The organism is Veillonella parvula (genome assembly GCF_024461875.1).
In the GTDB taxonomy this organism is placed as follows: domain Bacteria; phylum Bacillota; class Negativicutes; order Veillonellales; family Veillonellaceae; genus Veillonella; species Veillonella parvula_I.
The window spans coordinates 1-209 of sequence record NZ_JANGAL010000180.1 but is presented as its reverse complement, the minus strand read 5'-3'; the positions used below and the strand labels follow the sequence as shown (position 1 = coordinate 209).

Here is a 209-nt window from a genome sequence, read left to right as displayed (position 1 = left end):
AGATAATCCATAAATTATGTTTAACGCACAATTTTCTATATTCAATGAGCGTTTCTTTGCTAAACAATTGCCCAGTCGGATTGTCATAAGGAATGATGAGCAATGCACCTGGTTTTGTATCTATAATGCGTTGTTCAACAGTCTCCACAGACTGCAGTTCAAACTCCCCATTTTCATTGATCTCCCGTTCTACATTCACAGTTTTACGG

Annotated in this window: 1 pseudogene; it reads right to left on the bottom strand. The window is 37.8% G+C overall.

Annotation, left to right across the window (positions count from 1 at the left end):
* A pseudogene (locus NE668_RS10275) lies at positions 1–209 on the bottom strand (pyridoxal phosphate-dependent aminotransferase); the annotation flags it as partial.